The organism is Chroococcidiopsis sp. CCNUC1, from assembly GCF_023546805.1.
GTDB lineage: Bacteria > Cyanobacteriota > Cyanobacteriia > Cyanobacteriales > Chroococcidiopsidaceae > Chroococcidiopsis > Chroococcidiopsis thermalis.
This window is the reverse complement of record NZ_CP097480.1, coordinates 1,160,508-1,179,547: the sequence shown is the minus strand read 5'-3', so window position 1 is coordinate 1,179,547 and position 19,040 is coordinate 1,160,508. Positions and strand designations below refer to the sequence as shown.

Genomic DNA, 19,040 nt, shown 5'->3' with positions numbered 1-19,040 from the left:
AACTGATAACAGTAGTCAAATGCAAACAAATCGTTCCCTGTCAAATTCTACTTGTGGAGCGAGCGAAGAACAGATCGCTTCGCTGGAAGTGTTGCTACATCGGATGATGAATCGCATTCGTCAATCTTTGGAGTTGCCTGCGATTCTTTCAGGAACTGTTGCCGAAGTGCGTGCCTTTTTGGGAACCGATCGCGTGATGGTTTATCGGTTCGATTTAGATGGTAGTGGCGAAGTCGTAGCAGAATCGGTGCAGGAAGAACGTTTACCATCTTTACTGGGACAACACTTTCCTGCCGAAGATATTCCGCCCCTGGCGCGAGAGTTGTTTTTGAAGGCGCGTCAGCGTTCGATTGTTGATGTGGCAGCACAGGAAATTGGCTCAAGTTCGTTGGATTGTCCGGTTACCGGAGTATCGCTTCCAGAAATTGACATTCGATTTCGCCCTGTCGATCCTTGCCATGTGGAGTATCTCACTTCGATGGGGGTGCAGTCTTCTCTAGTCGTGCCGATCTTACATCGCGATCGCCTGTGGGGGTTGTTAGTATCCCATCACAGTTTACCGCGACAAGTTACAGACCGAGAGTTGCAGGTGGTGCAGTTGGTAGCAGATCAATTATCAATTGCGATCGCCCAAAGTACCTTGCTCGAACAAACTCGCATCCAAGCCCAACAAGAAGCCACGATTAACCGCGTGGCTAAATTATTGCATTCCATGACCGAGATGCAGTTACAGCAAGCGTTAGAGCTAACTGTCTCGGCGCTGGGGGGAACGGGTGGCAGAGTTTATATTAGCCCCAAAGACCAGGAACCGCAGCGCAGTTGTTGACTTGTGGCGAACAACCGATTTGGCGATCTGAAGCGGGGTGCCAGTTGTATCTGGAAGAATATTCGAGTTGGCGATCGTGGCTAGACGCACAAACAACTGTGGATGACGATCGCTGTACTTGGGCGATCGCCGATTGGCACGGTCTAGAAATTCCTACAGAATTGGCGCTGGCATGGTTTCCGGTGCGAATTCGCGGTTTGTTAATCGTGCGCTTGCAGTACCGACAGCAAATTTTAGGTTATTTGAGCGTATTTCGGCGAGAAATTGAGATTGAAACCCTATGGGCGCGACGACCCGACCGGGACGATCCGCGCCACTTACGCCCGATTCAATCTTTTGAAACTTGGCGAGAATTAAAACAAGGGCAAGCGCAAGCCTGGACGAGTGCGGAAATAGAACTAGTGCAAGCTCTAGGTAGCCATTTCGCTCTGGCAATTCAACAATACGAACTGTATTTGCAAGTTCATGCCCTCAACGCCGATTTATCTCGCGACATTCAAGAGCGCAGGCAAGCAGAGATTAAAATTTGTGCTTTAAATGCTCAATTAGAGCAACGAGTCGAGGAGCGAACCGCAGAACTACAACGGGCTAATATCGATTTACTCAGAGAAATTAGCGTGCGCGAACAGGCGCAAGCTTCCTTAGAACGCCTCAGCCGCCAAAATGAATTAATTCTCAACTCGGCAGGCGAAGGAATTTACGGTTTAAACGCTCAAGGCAAAATTACCTTTGTTAATCCCGCTGCCGCAAGAATGTTGGGATACCGAGTTAGAGAGCTAATTGGATCTAATTGCGATCGCGATTTAGAAATTCATGCCAGCTACTTTTTACCAGAAACGCGCGATCGCTCCAATGCTAAATTTATCCATGCCATCCTCAACCACTCCCAACCGGACGGCACGCCTTACACTTGGGAAGACAGCCCGATTTACGCTACCCTCCAAACTGGAGCAGTACAATACATAACCAACGATATTTTTTATCGTCGCGACGGGTCAAAATTTCCAGTTGAATACGTTAGCACTCCAATTCGAGAACAGGGAAAGATTGTCGGTGCAGTTGTCATATTTAAAGACATTACCGAGCGCCAAATTGTCGAGCGGATGAAAGATGAGTTTGTCTCAGTTGTCAGCCACGAACTCCGAACTCCTCTCACTTCAATTCGTACTGCTTTGGGTTTGCTAGCGCGGGGTTTTCTGGAGACTCAACCAGCCAAACGGCAGCGGATGTTAGAAATTGCGTTTGACAATACTAACCGTTTAGTCCGGCTCATTAGCGACATCCTTGACATCGAACGGATCAATTCTGGCAAAGTTATCATGCACAAACAGCTTTGCGATGCAGCTGAGTTGATCGTCCAATCGGCAGAGGTTATGCAAGCAATGGCTGAGAAAGCAGAAATTAATCTGTGCGTCACACCAGTATCAGCAAAGTTGTGGGTAGATCCAGACCGAATCGTACAAACACTAACTAACCTACTCAGCAATGCGATTAAATTTTCCTCCCCAGGATCTACAGTGTGGCTGAGTGCGGAATTAGGGGCAAGGAGCGAGGAGCGAGGAGTGAGGGAACCTGAAGTAGAGGGAACTAGGAGAGGTGAGAACACAGGGCGAGAAATCCAAAATCCAAAATTCAAAATCCAAAATTCAAAAATCTCCGATCCCCTCGCTCCTCGCTCCTCACTCCTCACCCCTCATGTCACCTTCCAAGTGAAAGACACAGGACGAGGCATTCCAGAAGATAAACTCGAATCAATTTTTGAACGCTTTCAGCAAGTCGATGCTTCTAACTCCGGTCATCAAGGCGGGACTGGCTTAGGACTAGCAATTTGCCGCAGCATCGTACAGCAACACGGAGGACAAATCTGGGTCGAAAGTGTTTTAGGGACAGGCAGTACTTTTTCCTTCACCCTACCCTTAGCAGAAAACAGTGACCGGTGACCAGTGACCAGTGAACAGTTATCAGTTGTCAGTTATTGTAGGGGCGGGTTTTTTGAGCCAACTTTTACTAAAACAAACAATTCTGCGGTCAAACCCGCCCGTACCAAAGTCGGAAATCGCGACCATCAACCATCAACTAATAATAAATAACCAATGACTAATGACCATGAAACGCATTTTAATTATTGATGACGAGCAGGATATTCGGGAAGCGACTCAAATTTGTCTGGAGATATCAGGGGAATGGGAAGTGCTGACAGCTAGCTCTGGTGCAGAGGGATTGGTGACAGCTGCATCCGAACAGCCTGACGCGATTCTATTAGATGTGATGATGCCGGATATGGATGGATTAACTACATTCCAAAAGTTGCAAGCTCATCCTTTGACGCAAAATATTCCTGTCATTTTACTCACCGCTAAAGCTCAACCTGCGGAACAGAGACAGTTTACACAAATTCAGGTAGCGGCGGTAATTACTAAGCCTTACGATCCTTTTACCTTGGCTAATCAAATCGAGCAAGTTTTGATTGCTGCTAAGTCATGAAACAATTTGGTACTTAAATAAATAATTATTCATATTGTTTTCCATGAGTTGAATTACGTAGTTTATAGAGTCTTATAACTATATCTTTTTGCGTGTATATTATTGACTGTTTACATCCTTCATGAATTATTCATATTTTTTACCTACGCTACAAGATATAGCAGAGGTTGGCAGTTAGAAGTTGGAAGTCGGAAATCATAACTTTTGACTTTCCGTTTCCTGTTCCCCAATCGCTGACTTTTGTACGCACGGGTTTAGCAAAAGATCTCTGCCTACAGCAATTAAATCTTCGCTTCATACCCGCCCCTACGGTAACTGATAACTGATAACTGATAATTGTGGTTAATCGTGCATCTCGCCGTGTTTTACTGATTGAGAATGAGAATGCGATTCGAGAACTAGCTCAGATTTGTTTAGAAATCGCTGCTGGCTGGGAAGTTTTGGTTGCTGATTCACGTTGCGAAATTATTGTCTTAGCCCAGACAAGACAAGTCGATGCGATTTTATTAGACTTAGATGCCTGCACTACCAAGTATAGCGATCGCTCAGTAGAAGTTGCAGCAGATCTCACACCCGATCGCGACTGGTCAACAATCTTACAACAATTACAGCAAAATCCCGTGACTCAGCATATTCCCGTGATTTTATTAACCAATACCATACACTCTTATCAGTTACCACAATCGCTTGATTTAGGTGTAATTGTGGCGATCGCCAAGCCATTCGATTTATTAGCTTTGGCTAACCAAGTCGCGATCGCGCTGAACTGGAACTAGTGACAGAAAGCACTCGTCAAATTTACAATTTCTTCAAACTGGAAATTATCGACTAAATGCGCGATCGACTGGGCTAAAGATGCGTGTGATGGAGGAATTTGGGCGATTAATTGATGTAATAACTTAGCATTAACGCAAATCGCCGCTTGGCGCAATTGTTCGATCCATTCAACAGGCATGACTTGTAAGGATGAAGCATGAAGATTGCGGGTTGAATCGATCGCTTTTCTCCCTTCTTCCTCCTTGTAAATATACTGCACGCCAAGATATTCAGTCATTTTCTCAAATAGGACTTCGGCACGGAAAGGCTTGCGAATAAAGTCATCGCAGCCAGTAGCAACGGCAATTTGGCGTTCTTCCTCAAAAGCACTACCAGTTAAGACAATGATAATGGGAGCATCCTGGGGCTGATTTAATTTCGTTTGGTGGCTGCGTATCCATCCATGACAGGCATTCGCAGATCCATCCAGATTAGGTGCGGTTGCCAACTTTGCCAAATTGCGATCGCCTCTCGTCCATTCTCTGCTTCTCGCACGTCAAACCCTACAGGTTGGAGTAGTTCTAACAACAACTGTCGATTGCTGGGCTTATCCTCCACAATCAAAATTCGATATGCAGGCTGTCCCGCAGCTAACCCGATAACTTGTCTGGAGGTTGTTGGTGATGGAATGACATCGGCTGCGGTATTCTCTGCTTGAATATAAAACTCAAAGCAACTTCCCTCACCCAAACGGCTTTCCACCGTAATATTTCCACCCATCAATTGCACGAATTTGCGACTAATCGGCAATCCCAACCCCGTTCCCTCCTGAGAACTAATACCCGCTTCCGCTTGCACGAACGGATCGAAAAGGCGATCGACTTCTGCTGGAGCGATTCCGACTCCAGTGTCTGTGACTGAAAAAGTGAGTAGTGAGAATGAGTGGCTAGTGGCTAGTGGCTGGTGACTAGAATTACTTCCTTGTCCCCCTTGTCCCCCTTGTCCCCCTTGTCCCCTTGTCTCCCTTGTCCCCTTCGCCCCCTAATCCCCACTCCCTTCGGTCGTGGGGTCCCCGAGTTCCCCCTTGTCCCCCTTGTCCCCCTTGTCCCCCTTGTCCCCCTTGTCCCCCTTGTCCCCCTTCGCCCCCTAATCCCCACTCCCTTCGGTCGTGGGGTCCCCGAGTTCCCCCTTGTCCCCCTTGTCCCCCTTGTCCTTCTTCCCTGCTCCCGACTCCCGACTCCCGACTTCCTAAACTAACGCGCAGAGTTACACTTCCAGCCTGAGTAAATTTAATCGCATTGCCAATTAGATTGACTAAAACCTGACGCAGTTTACTTTCGTCTGTGCGGATGCATTCGGGTAGATCGGGCGATCGCTCGACGATAAATTCTAACCCTTTGGATGTGGCTCTCAATTGAAACATTTGTTGCAGTCCATCCAGTAAATGATGCAGGTTGAAATCTTGCTCGTTGAGCGTAATTCTGTCTGCTTCAATTTTGGACATTTCCAATACGTCGTTAATTAAGGCGAGGAGGTGTTCCCCACTGCGGCTAATTGTATCGAGATATTCCTGTTGTTTGGGATCGAGTTGGTTGCTGCGAGTCAGGAGTTGCGTAAAGCCTAAAATTACGCTTAAGGGAGTGCGTAATTCGTGACTCATGTGAGAAAGAAACTTAGTTTTGGCATGATTTGCGACTTCTGCGGCTTCTTTTGCCTGCGCTAGGGCGGCTTCAGCAGCTTTGCGATCGCTAATATCGGCGATCGCACCTTCCAAACATCCTTCTGCAACGTTTAACCGTGCCGAAAATAACCCCCAGAATGTCGTCCCGTCTTGGCAGCGAAATTGCTGCTCGAAGTTATTAATTTCGCCTTGCTGTTGCACGATTTCGAGCATTTGCTGACGTTGGCTAGGATCGACGTAAAAATCGATAGTGCGCTTATGTCCGACGATCTCTGCTGCCGATTCATGTCCTAACATGTTCGCAAATCTCTGGTTGGCGGCTAAAATTAAGCCATCTTCCAGCCGCACGCGAAAAATGCCGAACAGGGAGTTCTCAAAAATTGCCCGGAATTTTACTTCGCTTTGTTGTACGGCGATCGCAGAGGTGCGGAGTTTCCAAATAATTGAAGTGGCAATTCCAATGACTAGTAATGTAGAGAGTAGATAAAGTGCCAGTCGATTCAGACTTGCCGTATCGAGTGCTTGTTGATAGGCGTTGTAGTAAGTTTGGGCAATGTCTTCACCGCGATCGCCAGTCGGTAGCGACAATATGTTATTTACTAAGCGATCTCCTTGGGGACGGCGCGCTAAGATGATTCGGGCATGGGCGATCGCTCGTTTTACATCCGCACGTTGAGCCGTAGGGCGAGATACAGCAAGAATTTGAGAAATTGTATCTTCAATCTCTGGTTTTAATTCTTGGCTGGTGGTGAGGTTGAATAATAGTACGTCCTGCAATAATTTATTCAGAAGATCTGCTAAAGTTGGATCGATCGTCTGATTCTGGAGCAAACTATTGACAGAAACAGGAAAATATGATTCAGAATTACGCAAAATAGCTATTTGAGACTTAAACTGTTCGATCTGGCTTTCCTTGTCCTGATAGAGTTGAATATGTAGTTTAATAGCGCGATCGATTGACTGTCGTTCGCCTGCATCAATAAACGCCGGAATTTGTTGTAAATCTGCTTGAATTCGTTTTAGTTTTGCCAATTCATGTACGATTGGATCGTAGTACGGCAGCAATCCTAACCGTGCTTGCAAGACATTTTGATTTATCCGCGCATCGAGTTCTTGAATTCGTAGTAAATTGCTAATGTAGCGATTGTGTCGATTGGGCTCGATCGCTTGTGACTTCATCCACAGCAGTAAAAATAAGATGACTGCACCCGTTGGCAGCAAATAGTCACTCAGGGCAGAAGTGAATTTTTTCAAACGCAGTGGACGCATATCAATTACCAATTACCGATCGCCAGATTTTAATTCAGAATGCTCTCCCGTGAGAGTGCGGAGGAACTGAACGATTAACTGGGTATCTTTAGCAGAAAGCGATCGCCCTAGTTGATACTTTGCCATGATATTAATTGCTTGTTCTAACGTCCGAGCGGAACCATCGTGAAAATAGGGTGCTGTTAAGGCAACATTGCGGAGGCTAGGGACGCGAAAGACAAACATATCCGCCTCATTTTGAGTGACGTTATAGCGCCCTAAATCTACTTTCGTAATCTTACCGCGATCGCGAAAATAGTCGCCCATAATGCCAAACTTTTGAAACAAATTGCCTCCCACATTCATTCCTTGATGGCAACTAACGCAACCGTAAGCTTGGAATAGTCGATAGCCTTCTTTTTCTGTAGCATTAATCGCAGATTTATCGCCGCGTAAGTAGCGATCGAAGCGCGAATTGGGAGTGTATAGCGATCGCAAATAAGTGGCGATCGCATCTACAACATTTGTGGCTGTCAAACCATCAGGATAATTTTGGTTAAACGCCCGTACATAGTCTGGAACCCGTTGCAACTTTGGCAGCAAAACTTGCCATTCAATTCCCATTGCTGTTGGATTTTGAATCACGGCTGTGGTGAAGTCTTCCAACGTGGCAAATTTACCATTCCAATTCAAGTAAGCATTAAATGCTGAATTATATACAGTTGGAGCATTAATGTTACCTACTTTACCATTCACGCCAATTGAAAAAGCCTTGTTATCTGCCCCCCGCGATTGAGAGCGTGACAACTGAGGCAAGAAATTTTATTATCTGAGGAGAGTCGCGGCTCGTGAAACAGTTGCTCGCCCAACGCCACCTTACCTCGATCCAAGGAAATCTGGAGTGGAATTGGTTGAATCGGTTCATCGACTTGTACGGTTTCTATGCGTTCAAACACAACTTCTCTCATTGGTTGGGGCGTTTGGATGCGTTGCCACCAAATGGCTACCAATGTTGCCAAAAATACCAATACAACGAGATATATCCTGCGAAGAACTTGCTTAGTCATTAATAAGAGGTTTTTGTTATATAGCGTTTCTATTTGATTCATGAACGTGGGGCGGGCTTCTAGCTTGCCGCAGGCTAGAAGCCCGCTTTACAAATCATTTAGAACTGCTATATAGCGTTTCTATTTGATTTGCGAACATTTTGTCAAGGCTATTAATAGTTAATAGTTAATAGTGGCTGACCATCGATCGTTAACCATTGACAGTCCTGATAGAAATTTTACTTCGCTGTTTAGACCCGCTATATAATTATCAGACGAGTCGATTATTTTTATGCAGAATAAGAAAAATGGAGATATTCTGATCGTCGATGACAAGCCGGATAACCTACGGTTATTATCTGCCATGTTGAGCGATCGCGGTTATGAAATACGCGCAGTGATGAGCGGATCGGCGGCTTTAATGGGAGCGCAGGCACAGCCCCCAGACTTGATCTTATTAGATATTAATATGCCTGAAATGAACGGGTATGAAGTTTGTCAGCGCCTCAAAGCAAATCATCTGACTCAAAATATTCCCATCATTTTTATCAGTGCGCTAAACGAAGTTTTGGATAAAGTCAAAGCCTTTACATTTGGTGGAGTCGATTACATCACCAAACCATTTCAAGAAGAGGAAGTCTTCGCCCGCATTGAAACGCAGCTATCTTTACGTCGGATGCAAGTAGCATTACAAACCCAAAACGATCGCTTGCAGCAAGCAGAAGCCGATCTCCGCCGCGCCTTGGAACAGGAACGGATGTTAAACCAGCGGATCGAAGCAATGACTGCAATAGAAGAACGCCATCGCATCGCCCGTGACATTCACGACTCTCTGGGACATATTTTAGTCGGACTCAACATTCAAATGGAAACCGCGCTAACGCTTTGGCAAACAGCACCCGATCGCGCTTTTGAGTTTCTGGGCGAAGCAAAAAAACTAGGCACTGAGGCATTAAATGCCGTGCGCCGTTCGGTAACAGATATTCGGTCAGATCCGCTGCAAGGTCAATTATTAGATCGGGCGATCGCTGGCTTAATCGCAGAATTTCATCACACAACAGGCATTGCCCCTGAGTGTCAGCTCGATCTCTCCCTTCCCTTTTCTAACTCAGTAAATACTGTGGTATATCGAATTGTGCAAGAAGGATTGACAAATATCTGCAAACATGCGAAAGCTACATCTGTTCAGTTACAAATTCAAACCACGCCCACCGAGCTATCACTGAAGCTGCAAGATAATGGTGGCGGCTTTTGTGCAGATGAAAACCAGAATGGCTTTGGATTGCAGGGAATGCGCGAACGAGTGCTAGCGGTTGGAGGACAGTTAGAAATTACCAGCGCACCTGGCAAAGGATGTAGAATTACAGCCAGATTTCCTAGAAATGAGGGAGTCGTGTAGAGGCGGGTTTTTAGAGCATACTTTTAGTAAAACAAAGAGTTCTGCGGATAAACCCGCCCGTACCGGAGTCGGGAGTAGAGATCGAGAGTAGTGTCTGGTGCGTGGTGAATAGTATAAATACCAATTACCAACTACCAATTACCAATTACCAATTAAAATGATCCGGGTGCTACTAGTTGAAGATCAAGAAATCGTCCGACGCGGCTTGAAAACCTTGCTGGAAATTAAACCTGACTTGCAAGTAGTGGGAGAAGCTAGTAACGGACAGCAAGCAATTGACGCAGTCAGATCGCTATACGCCCAATCCGATCCACCAGATATTGTCCTCATGGATATTCGGATGCCAGTTATGGACGGCGTGACGGCAACTCAACAAATGTGCCAGGAATTTACCAATATTAAAGTTTTAGTTCTAACTACATTTGACGATGCCAATTATGTATCGGAAGCTCTACGCTTTGGTGCAAAGGGATATTTATTGAAAGACACTCCTGCGGAGGAACTAGCAGAAGCCATCCGCAGCGTTCATAAAGGATATACTCAATTTGGTCCTGGCATTATCGAAAAAATTGCTCCCACGACACCCTCCCCAGCACCAACTCCATCCCCAGAAGAACCGCCACCAGGATTTACAGAACTAACGCAACGCGAACGACAGGTGTTACGCCAAATCGCCGCAGGTGCTAGCAATCGAGAAATCGCTCAGACGCTTTTTCTTTCTGAAGGGACAGTCAGAAATCATATTTCTCGAATTTTGACACGCTTGGATTTACGCGATCGCACCCAAGCCGCAATTATTGCCAATGCATTTCTCTCCTGGTTGAAAGAGTAGGGACAGTTATCAGTGACTAGTGGCTGGTGGCTAGTGACGAGAATTGAGTCCAGCCACTAGCCACTAACCACTAGCCACTCTCTTGCCATGACAAATGTAATGGTAGAAAAATGACATTTATTCGATGCGATCGCACCTTTGCTGCTCGTAAATTAGAACCATTGCGACAGTATGACAAGGAGCAAGCATAGGAGGTAGTCGGATGATGTCCAAAATTACAATGGCACAACTAACACAGACATGGCGATCGCAGTTAGCTGAAGACTACCCGCAAGCCAGTGTAGCCAATAGAGACAGTATTGTTCGGTGGTTGCTTGGCGACGACTTAGAACGATTTGACAACCTGACTTCAGCTCAACTACACGTGACTCAACAAGCATTGTCATTTCGCTATCGAATTCTGCAAAAGCGTTATTTAGGCATACCACCAGAACGAGCTTATCGCCGCCTCATCAGTCGTTTGAGTAGTTTATTGGTACTGCGGCACAAAGTTCGCGCTTTAGTTGCCCTCAGTCGCGATCGCCACCGCACTGTGGTAGATGTCATTCAAGAAGTCTTGCAGGAATTATTGCTGCGCGATCGCTACATTCAACAACAAGTAGCCTGGATTGCCCAGTGTACAAACAATTTCCAACTCCGTAGTGCTTTACTATTCGCCAGTATAGAAGAATATTCCATGCGTCCGATCCGCGATCGACCTCTGTTAGTCTATCGGACGATTGACTATTTACAGCGTACGGCACGGGGAGGAATCACTTACTCACCTAACAGCGAGCAATTACAACTCGTGTCAGACGAATTTTTCACGGAGGAAAGCGACAATTCTTTCAGCTGGCTGGATAACCATGCCTTAGTTGCATATCAAGAGGCTGAAACCGAGGCAGAACAAAAAGCGATGCACGATGCTGTCAAACAAGAATTGTCCGATTATTTGCAGGTAAAACTAGGGATGGAAGCAGTACAGTGGTTGCAGCTTTATCTCCAAGGTAAATCGCAGCAGGCGATCGCCAATCAATTAAATTTGGATGTGCGACAAGTTTACCGACTGCGGGAAAAAGTCTGCTACCATGCAGGACGAACTTTTGCCCAGAAAAAACAACCAGAACTTGTAGCTAACTGGCTGAAAGCAAAAGTTGCCGAACATCAAAGTTGAAGACTTCCAGCCGCTCGGGATGCCTTGCTCATTTTCTTTTCGCCGTTGCGGATCTTTGACTCAAGAGTGCTTGCACATCTTTACATCATCATATAGCATCAGTTTTTTTGACTTTTGACCGAATAGGGATAAGGGAGCAGAGAGCAGGGAGTAGTAGTATACAAAAAAACTTCAGCGTAACGCATCACTCTCAGTTTTTGGTGCGTTACTGAGATTTTTTCAACAATCAAACCGGATTCCTATAGTCAGAAACTATACAGCAAAAATGTAAGCTTTTATTAAGCTACTACCTTTCTTCATTAGTTCTTCATTTTTTTTTCCTATTCTCCAAAAAGATAAAGATGCTAGTGCTTGAGTTTGAATACTCAGATTAAGACAACAGCCAAACAAACTAAACTCCTCGGAGTCTTTCATTGCCAGAAACAAAGTAAGTTATCACGCTATCCGGTGTAACTTGCGATCGAACTCTGGCTTTTTTCTCTATTAACTAGCGATTGAAAAGTCAAAAGTCAAAAGTCAAAAGTCAAAAGTCAAAATTATCTCTCGCGAATGACCAATGACCAATGACCAATGACCAATGACAAATTATGTTTCTCGTATAACCAAGGAGAAATTTGATGACAATTACTCCAGAGCGAGAGCAAAAAGTAAGGGTTGTGGTCGATAACGATCCGGTTCCTACCTCACCTGAGTTATGGGCAAAACCAGGACACTTCGATCGCACTCTTGCTAGAGGTCCCAAAACGACTACTTGGATCTGGAACCTCCATGCTAATGCTCACGATTTCGACACTCATACCAGCGATTTAGAAGATATTTCCCGCAAGATTTTCGCTGCCCATTTCGGTCACTTAGCTGTTATATTTATCTGGCTGAGTGGCATGTACTTTCACGGCGCGAAATTCTCCAACTTTGAAGCTTGGATGGCAAATCCAACTGGTGTTAAACCCAGCGCCCAGGTAGTTTGGTCGCTTGTCGGTCAAGATATTTTAAATGCCGATGTTGGTGGTGGCTTCCACGGAATTCAAATCACTTCGGGACTATTTCAACTCTGGCGGGCTGCTGGCATTACTAATACTTTTCAGCTTTACTGTACCGCGATCGGTGGTTTGGTAATGGCAGCGATAATGCTCTTTGCTGGCTGGTTCCACTATCACAAACGCGCTCCCAAATTGGAATGGTTTCAAAATTGGGAAGCGATGATGAACCACCACTTAGCAGGATTGCTAGGCTTGGGTTGCCTGGGTTGGGCAGGGCATCAAATTCACGTTGCTTTGCCCGTTAACAAACTATTGGATGCTGGGGTCGCTATTAAAGATATTCCCCTGCCTCACGAATTCATTTTGAATACAAGCTTAATGGCAGAGTTATATCCCAGCTTTGCCAAAGGTTTAGTACCCTTCTTTACCCTGCAATGGGGACAATATGCCGATTTCCTTACCTTTAAAGGTGGTCTGAATCCGGTCACGGGTGGTCTGTGGTTGTCAGATACCGCTCACCATCATTTAGCGCTTGCGGTGCTGTTCATCGTTGCCGGACACTTCTACCGCACTAACTGGGGTATCGGTCACAGTTTCAAAGAAATGTTGGATGATGCCAAATCTCCCAACATGCTGCCATTTTTAAACTTTATCGGTCCCGTGGGTCATGAGGGACTCGATAAAATCTTCGAGACTTCTTGGCACGCTAATCTATCTATCCACTTAGTACAGTTTGGAACGGCTAGCCTACTGGTGGCGCACCACATGTATGCTATGCCTCCCTATCCCTACCTAGCAACAGATTACGCTACTGCCCTGTCTCTATTTACTCACCACGTCTGGATTGCCGGATTCTGTATCGTCGGTGGCGCAGCCCACGCAGCTATTTTCATGGTACGGGACTACGATCCAGCCCATCACGTCAACAACATATTAGATCGAACCCTCCGTCACCGCGATGTCATTATTTCTCACCTCGCTTGGGTTTGTCAGTTTTTAGGCTTTCATAGCTTTGCTATGTACTGCCACAACGACACCATGCGAGCTTTCGGTCGTCCCCAAGATATGTTCTCAGATACGGGAATTCAGCTACAACCAATTTTTGCCCAGTGGATTCAGCACATCCACACCGCAGCCGTGGGAGCGGCGCAGGTGGCTCAACCCTTGGGTGATGTCTTTGGTGGCGTGCGGGGAATCGAACTCTCAGGACTCGGTACGACAGCTCCAGGCATCGGCGCACCCGTCAGCTACGCTTGGGGTGGTGGTATGGTTGCAGTTGGTGGTAAAGTCGCCATGATGCCGATCGCACTGGGTACGGCAGACTTCTTGATCCACCACATCCACGCTTTTACAATTCACGTCACGGTACTCGTACTATTTAAGGGCGTACTATTTGCCCGTGGTTCGCGTTTGGTTCCAGATAAAGCAAACTTGGGCTTCCGCTTCCCTTGTGATGGTCCAGGACGCGGTGGTACGTGTCAGGTATCGGCTTGGGATCACGTCTTCCTGGGTCTATTCTGGATGTACAACTCGCTGTCAATGGTAGTTTTCCACTTTAGTTGGAAGATGCAATCAGATGTTTGGGGAACGGTCGATTCAGATGGCATTGTCACGCACTTGACCGGAGGTAACTTTGCTACCTCGTCGATTACCAATAACGGGTGGCTGCGCGATTTCCTCTGGGCGCAATCGGCACAGGTGATTCAGTCTTACAACTCATCCCTGTCTGCCTACGGTCTGATGTTCCTAGCCGGACACTTCATTTTTGGCTTTAGCCTCATGTTCCTGTTCAGCGGTCGGGGCTACTGGCAAGAACTGATCGAATCGATCGTTTGGGCGCACAACAAATTAAAAGTTGCCCCAGCAATTCAGCCGCGTGCTTTGAGCATCGTCCACGGTCGAGCTGTTGGTGTCGCTCACTACCTCTTAGGAGGAATTGTGACAACCTGGGCATTCTTCCTCGCTCGCATGTCGGCAATTGGTTAGTGGTAATGGGTAATGGGTAATGAGAAGACGTAGGGGCGGGTTTTGACCAAAAATTTTCACTTAAGGTTGTCAACCTATTTGCGCGCACCCGCCCGTACAAAAATCAAAAGTCGAAATCAAACAACTACCAACTACCAATTACCAATTACCAATTACCAATCAAATAAATTTGAACCGAAACAAAGAATATGGCTACAAAATTTCCAAAATTTAGCCAAGACCTTGCTCAAGACCCTACGACCCGTCGTATTTGGTATGCGATGGCGACTGCTCACGATTTTGAACTCCACGATGGCATGACGGAGGAGAATCTTTATCAAAAGATTTTTGCTTCTCACTTCGGTCATTTGGCGATTATCTTTCTGTGGGCATCGGGGGTTTTGTTTCACGTCGCTTGGCAAGGCAATTTCGAGCAGTGGATTAAAGACCCTTTAAATGTGCGTCCGATCGCCCATGCGATTTGGGATGCTCAATTTGGTCCACCCGCGATCGAGGCTTTTACGAGAGCCGGAGCAACTAACCCAGTCGATATCTGCTATTCCGGTGTTTATCACTGGTGGTACACGATCGGGATGCGGACGAACAACGAACTTTATGTTGGTGCGATCTTCTTACTTTTACTCGCAGCTTTGTTCTTGTTTGCTGGTTGGTTGCACCTCCAACCTCGATATCGTCCTACTCTCGGTTGGTTCAAAAGTGCCGAACCACGTTTGAATCATCACCTAGCTGGTTTGTTCGGTGTCAGTTCCCTAGCTTGGGCGGCTCACTTAATTCACGTTGCAATTCCCGAATCTCGCGGGCAACATGTGGGTTGGGATAACTTCTTGTTTACCCCGCCGCATCCAGCGGGTTTGGGTGCGTTCTTTACAGGAAATTGGAGCGCTTACGCCCAGAATCCCGATACGGCTCAACATGTGTTTAACAGTTCTCAAGGTGCAGGAACGGCAATTCTGACGTTTTTGGGCGGTTTTCATCCTCAAACTCAATCTTTATGGTTGACGGATATGGCGCATCACCACGTGGCGATCGCCGTCTTGTTCATAATTGCCGGACACATGTACCGTACCAACTGGGGGATCGGTCACAGCATCAAAGAGATGCTGAACTCCAAATCTTTTTTTGGGGCAAAGGTTGAAGGTCCTTTCAACTTACCGCACCAAGGATTGTACGACACGATCAATAATTCGCTTCACTTCCAACTGTCTTTTGCTTTAGCTGCTTTGGGTGTAGCAAGTTCTTTGACAGCACAGCATATGTATTCGATGCCACCCTACGCTTTCATCGGGCAGGACTTCACGACTCAAGCAGCACTGTATACCCATCATCAGTACATTGCTGGGTTTTTGATGGTAGGGGCATTTTCCCATGCTGGTATCTTTTGGATCAGAGACTACGATCCAGAACAAAACAAGGGTAATGTCCTAGATCGGATGCTGCGTCACAAAGAAGCGATTATTTCCCACTTGTCTTGGGTGTCTCTTTTCCTGGGTTTCCACACTCTAGGCTTATACGTCCACAACGATGTAGAAGTTGCCTTTGGTGCGGCAGAAAAGCAAGTGCTGATCGAACCAGTGTTCGCTCAGTTTATCCAAGCAGCTCATGGTAAGGCGTTATACGGGTTTAATACGCTGTTATCAAACCCAGATAGTATTGCTTCTACAGCTTGGCCCAACCATGCTAATGTTTGGCTACCGGGATGGTTAGATGCGGTCAATAACACGACGAACTCCTTGTTTTTGACGATTGGACCTGGAGACTTCTACGTTCACCACGCGATCGCCCTTGGTTTGCACGTCACCACTTTAGTTCTGGTCAAAGGTGCCTTAGATGCTCGCGGTTCCAAGCTGATGCCCGACAAAAAAGACTTCGGCTATGCCTTCCCCTGCGATGGTCCCGGTCGCGGTGGTACTTGCGATATCTCTGCATGGGACGCTTCTTATTTAGCCGTGTTCTGGATGCTCAATACTTTGGGTTGGGTCACTTTCTATTGGCACTGGAAACATTTAGCAATTTGGGAAGGGAATATAGCTCAATTTAATGAGTCTTCCACCTATCTCATGGGTTGGTTCCGAGATTACCTCTGGTTGCATTCTGCTCAGTTGATTAATGGTTACAACCCATACGGTACGAATAGTCTAGCTATTTGGTCGTGGATGTTTCTCTGGGGTCACCTGGCTTGGGCTGTGAGTTTCATGTTCTTAATTACTTGGCGGGGTTATTGGCAAGAATTGATTGAAACTCTGGTCTGGGCGCACGAAAAAACACCATTATCTTTCGGATATTGGAGAGATAAGCCTGTAGCATTATCTATCGTTCAAGCTCGTCTAGTTGGCTTGACTCACTTCACCGTTGGCTATATTGCTACCTATGGTGCTTTCTTGATTGCGTCAACGGCTGGAAAATTTGGCTAGCCTAGAGCAAAAATTTTAGGGCAGATTCTACAAGAAATACATTTGTTGTTTCTGCCCTAGAAATTGGCTTTATCAGTTGCGAATTTAGACTCTCCTCTCCCGGTGGACGTACCAGGAGAGTTCTTTGAAAACCATGAGTTAATGCTTTCTATATTCGCGTTTATCTACGTTACAACTCATAAAAAAATGCTTATTTGAGAAGTCGCACATAAGAAGCAAGATCGGAGGATCGACAACTTTAATTAGGAGAAAATCAAAAATGACTAATACTGCAAATCCATCTGTAGAATCAAAATTGAACTATAGGCTCGATACCGATCCCGTTCAACCCTATAAAGGAGATCCGTTTAACAGTAATTTCTCTACAGCTATTACCGATTCTCCCTTAGCTAGAGCTTTTATTAACAATCTTCCTGCCTATCGCAAAGGACTCACTCCTTTTATGCGTGGTTTAGAAATTGGCATGGCTCACGGCTATTTTCTAGTGGGACCAGAGGTTGTGGTTGGACCATTACGAGAGACAGCTCATGGTGCTAATTTAAGTGGATTAATTACAGCAATATATATAGCTGTATCAGCCTGTTTGGGAATTTCTATTTTTGCAATCACGACCTTCCAAGGCGATCCTAGAGGTGCTTATGGCTCTACTTCTAAAGATTCACTCAGACCGTTACGCAATCGCGATGAATGGTATCAATTAAATGGTGGAATTTTTCTAGGAGCAATGGGAGGAGCTGTATTTGCTTATTTACTACTAGAAAACTTCGATGCTCTAGACTCAATTTTGCGGGGTGGGGTTAATGTTAATTAGTGCGGAGGTAGGCATTGCCCATCCTACACACCTTATCAATTACCAATTACCAATAAAAACTGGAGAATAGCATCATGGTAGATATGACACAATTAACAGGGTCTTATGCTGCTTCGTGGTTGCCTTGGATTATGATTCCTTTAATATTTTATATTTTGCCGTTTCCAGTATTTGCCCTAATATTTATTTGGATTGAAAAAGAAGCAGGAACGGCTGACGAAGAAGTATGATTGCAAGGAGAGAGAAAACTAATATATCTCGGTTTGTGAGGCAAAGAGCTTGAGTATCCTCTCTAATCTCTCTTATAAAAGAGGCAAGAAACCCTGTCAGTTCTATTTGCTTTACAAATTTTTTCCTGTAGAGACGTTACATGTAACGTCTCTACAGGAAAACCAATTTTTAGTTATCTTTCTTCTGTCACACTAGCAGAATAAAAGTAGAAGTTAAGCGGAATTTAGCTGAACATAAGTAATTGGGACAGTATGGAAGTCATTCATATAAGCCATCAGTTTGAAGAAGCCACGTTTAAGTTCTGGAATCGGAAAAACTTGCAAGAACCTATCCCACTAACTTGGGAAACCAGACGTAGGATGTGGCGAGGAGAAGGAAAGCATCAAAACACACTTTCAGGCGTTCAAGCTCGAACAACGAGTCTTCTATACTTGCGTTGAAACCAGGAGAAAGAGCGCTCCTGTTGATAGCGCGGTACAACTTCCTTGATTGGTCTGCCCTTGGGCTTTTTCCCTCCCAGATGCCGTTTGCGGGGGAAAAAGAGCCGCGCCTCGGCTCCGTACTTCCAGTCGATCATTCCCTTTTCCTCTGCCACTGCCAAAATCCGTCTTTTTAGTTTTTCCAGTGTTCCGTCTTCATACCATCGCGCTTTGCCATCGGTGGGCAGAACTCTTTGATGCCCATTGCGCCCCTCGTGGTATGTCGCACCATCGACAACCAGTAATTAATACGTATAACTGAGTATTCAAAACGTTTTTAGGTGCGTTTTATCGGCGTTTACGTTCTCGACTTGGCTCTCCTAAAGCTATTACTGCTACTGCTCACAAAATTGCGCGGATTTTTTACCAACTTTGGACAACCGGAGCAGATTACACTGATCCTGGCATGGATTATTATGAGCTGCGTTATCGCGAGCGAATGGTCAACAACCTTCACAAAAAAGCCCAGGCTTTTGGTTTTGAGCTTATTCCTCAGCCCTCAGAAAATCTGGTTTCTTAGAAGAGGGATAAGTGTTGTTGGTATTTTTGAGCGATCGCTGTAGCAAATTCGCTCATTTCTCTAGCTTTTTGTTCTGCAATTTTGGCAAGTTCAGTAATTTCAGCTAGTTTAGCTTGCTGTTCTTCAGATAAAGATTCTTGTGTCATACTCAGAAATACAATAAATTGCGATCGCACCCCTCCTCTAACTTAAAGCCA

Annotated in this window: 15 protein-coding genes and 3 pseudogenes; 12 read left to right on the top strand and 6 right to left on the bottom strand. The window is 45.7% G+C overall.

The window, feature by feature from the left end; genetic code table 11:
• Positions 1-19 precede the first annotated feature (19 nt).
• The 5 genes from M5J74_RS05530 to M5J74_RS05510 all read left to right on the top strand — a co-directional run bounded on the left by M5J74_RS05530 (position 20) and on the right by M5J74_RS05510 (position 4,086).
• Positions 20-826 carry a GAF domain-containing protein gene (locus M5J74_RS05530; RefSeq protein WP_250015771.1) on the top strand — a complete coding sequence of 269 codons (807 nt, stop codon included), beginning with the start codon at positions 20-22 and terminating at the stop codon, positions 824-826.
• Positions 823-2,766: an ATP-binding protein gene (locus M5J74_RS05525; protein WP_250015769.1), complete on the top strand. Its 1,944-nt coding sequence runs from the start codon at positions 823-825 to the stop codon at positions 2,764-2,766. Before M5J74_RS05530 ends, M5J74_RS05525 begins: the two co-directional genes overlap by 4 nt.
• Before the next feature lie 3 nt (positions 2,767-2,769).
• Positions 2,770-2,916: a hypothetical protein gene (locus tag M5J74_RS05520; protein ID WP_181824273.1), complete on the top strand. Its 147-nt coding sequence runs from the start codon at positions 2,770-2,772 to the stop codon at positions 2,914-2,916.
• 16 nt (positions 2,917-2,932) lie between these two features.
• On the top strand, positions 2,933-3,310 hold the full coding sequence (locus M5J74_RS05515; RefSeq protein WP_015153108.1) for a response regulator: 378 nt from the start codon (positions 2,933-2,935) through the stop codon (positions 3,308-3,310).
• Positions 3,311-3,648: 338 nt separating this feature from the next.
• Positions 3,649-4,086 (top strand): response regulator, encoded by a 438-nt coding sequence (locus M5J74_RS05510; RefSeq protein ID WP_015153107.1) that lies wholly within the window; start codon positions 3,649-3,651, stop codon positions 4,084-4,086.
• Here M5J74_RS05510 and M5J74_RS05505 read toward each other — a convergent pair.
• The 5 genes and pseudogenes from M5J74_RS05505 to M5J74_RS33295 all read right to left on the bottom strand — a co-directional run bounded on the left by M5J74_RS05505 (position 4,083) and on the right by M5J74_RS33295 (position 7,963).
• On the bottom strand, positions 4,083-4,583 hold the full coding sequence (locus M5J74_RS05505; protein ID WP_250015767.1) for a hypothetical protein: 501 nt from the start codon (positions 4,581-4,583) through the stop codon (positions 4,083-4,085). The genes M5J74_RS05510 and M5J74_RS05505 overlap by 4 nt on opposite strands.
• Positions 4,499-4,963, bottom strand: a complete 465-nt coding sequence (locus M5J74_RS05500) for a response regulator (RefSeq protein WP_250017116.1) — start codon at positions 4,961-4,963, stop codon at positions 4,499-4,501. The genes M5J74_RS05505 and M5J74_RS05500 overlap by 85 nt, the downstream gene beginning before the upstream one ends.
• Positions 4,964-5,303: 340 nt before the next feature.
• Positions 5,304-6,161 (bottom strand): annotated as a pseudogene (locus M5J74_RS33305) (PAS domain-containing sensor histidine kinase); the annotation flags it as partial.
• Positions 6,162-6,302: 141 nt separating this feature from the next.
• Positions 6,303-6,926: pseudogene (locus M5J74_RS33300) on the bottom strand (DAHL domain-containing protein); the annotation flags it as partial.
• Between the two features lie 102 nt (positions 6,927-7,028).
• Positions 7,029-7,963: pseudogene (locus tag M5J74_RS33295) on the bottom strand (cytochrome-c peroxidase).
• Positions 7,964-8,333: 370 nt separating this feature from the next.
• On the opposite strand from M5J74_RS33295, the gene M5J74_RS05480 reads away from it, so the two are divergent.
• The 7 genes from M5J74_RS05480 to psaI all read left to right on the top strand — a co-directional run bounded on the left by M5J74_RS05480 (position 8,334) and on the right by psaI (position 17,843).
• On the top strand, positions 8,334-9,440 hold the full coding sequence (locus M5J74_RS05480; protein WP_250015763.1) for a response regulator: 1,107 nt from the start codon (positions 8,334-8,336) through the stop codon (positions 9,438-9,440).
• A gap of 157 nt (positions 9,441-9,597) precedes the next feature.
• On the top strand, positions 9,598-10,272 hold the full coding sequence (locus tag M5J74_RS05475; RefSeq protein ID WP_015153103.1) for a response regulator transcription factor: 675 nt from the start codon (positions 9,598-9,600) through the stop codon (positions 10,270-10,272).
• Between the two features lie 202 nt (positions 10,273-10,474).
• Positions 10,475-11,425, top strand: a complete 951-nt coding sequence (locus M5J74_RS05470; protein ID WP_015153102.1) for a HetZ-related protein 2 — start codon at positions 10,475-10,477, stop codon at positions 11,423-11,425.
• Between the two features lie 617 nt (positions 11,426-12,042).
• Entirely contained in the window at positions 12,043-14,391 is a 2,349-nt protein-coding gene (gene psaA, locus M5J74_RS05465; RefSeq protein ID WP_015153100.1) for a photosystem I core protein PsaA, read from the top strand.
• A gap of 188 nt (positions 14,392-14,579) precedes the next feature.
• A complete protein-coding gene (psaB, locus tag M5J74_RS05460; RefSeq protein ID WP_015153099.1) occupies positions 14,580-16,802 on the top strand; it encodes a photosystem I core protein PsaB in 2,223 nt (740 codons plus the stop codon).
• Positions 16,803-17,061: 259 nt separating this feature from the next.
• On the top strand, positions 17,062-17,613 hold the full coding sequence (locus M5J74_RS05455; protein ID WP_015153098.1) for a photosystem I reaction center subunit XI: 552 nt from the start codon (positions 17,062-17,064) through the stop codon (positions 17,611-17,613).
• Between the two features lie 74 nt (positions 17,614-17,687).
• The gene (gene psaI, locus M5J74_RS05450; protein ID WP_015153097.1) at positions 17,688-17,843 is read left to right on the top strand and encodes a photosystem I reaction center subunit VIII; all 156 of its coding nucleotides are present in this window, start codon (positions 17,688-17,690) and stop codon (positions 17,841-17,843) included.
• A 996-nt stretch (positions 17,844-18,839) separates the two neighbouring features.
• Here psaI and M5J74_RS05445 read toward each other — a convergent pair.
• Positions 18,840-18,989: a hypothetical protein gene (locus M5J74_RS05445; protein ID WP_015153096.1), complete on the bottom strand. Its 150-nt coding sequence runs from the start codon at positions 18,987-18,989 to the stop codon at positions 18,840-18,842.
• Positions 18,990-19,040: the final 51 nt, after the last annotated feature.